Origin of the sequence: Leucobacter sp. M11, from assembly GCF_035726885.1 — a bacterium.
Classification (GTDB): Bacteria; Actinomycetota; Actinomycetes; order Actinomycetales; family Microbacteriaceae; genus JAPFRB01.
Genome location: NZ_JAPFRB010000004.1, coordinates 153308 through 153859 on the forward strand (window position 1 = coordinate 153308; position 552 = coordinate 153859).

Genomic DNA, 552 nt, shown 5'->3' on the forward strand with positions numbered 1-552 from the left:
TTTTTGCCGCTGGCCGAGAACCTGCCCTCCGGGAGCGCGCAGAAGCCCGGGGACGTGATCGTGCACCCGGACGGGACGCGCACCGAGGTGACGGACACCGACGCCGAGGGTCGCCTCGTGATCGCCGACGGCCTGGCCTGGCTTCGCGGGCAGGGGGTCGCGTGCCTCGTGGACGCGGGCACGCTGACCGACGGCGGCGGCGTCGGCGGGGCGCTCTGGGGGGCCTGGGGCACCGATCGCTCCCTCGCGGACGCCGTGCTCGCGGCGGGCGCGGCGGCGGGGGAACCCGGCTGGCTGCTCCCGCTGCACGACCGCTACCGCGGGGCCCTGGACTCGCCCGTCGCGGACCTGCGCAATATGCCCCTGGACCGGCCGGATATCGGTCAGGTGGCCGCCGAGTACCTGCGGCGCTTCGCGGGGGACACGCCCTGGCTGCACCTGGACATCGGATCGAGCGCCTACCTGGAGGTGGAGCTCGGGCCGTGGCCAACGGGTGCGACGGGCTCGCCCGTGCGGGCCCTGCGTCGCTTCCTCATCGACCGGGAGGCGTAA

1 pseudogene is annotated in these 552 nt (G+C 75.2%); it reads left to right on the forward strand.

From position 1 onward, the window contains the following. Nucleotides 1-552, forward strand: a pseudogene (locus OOT08_RS12680) (leucyl aminopeptidase); the annotation flags it as partial.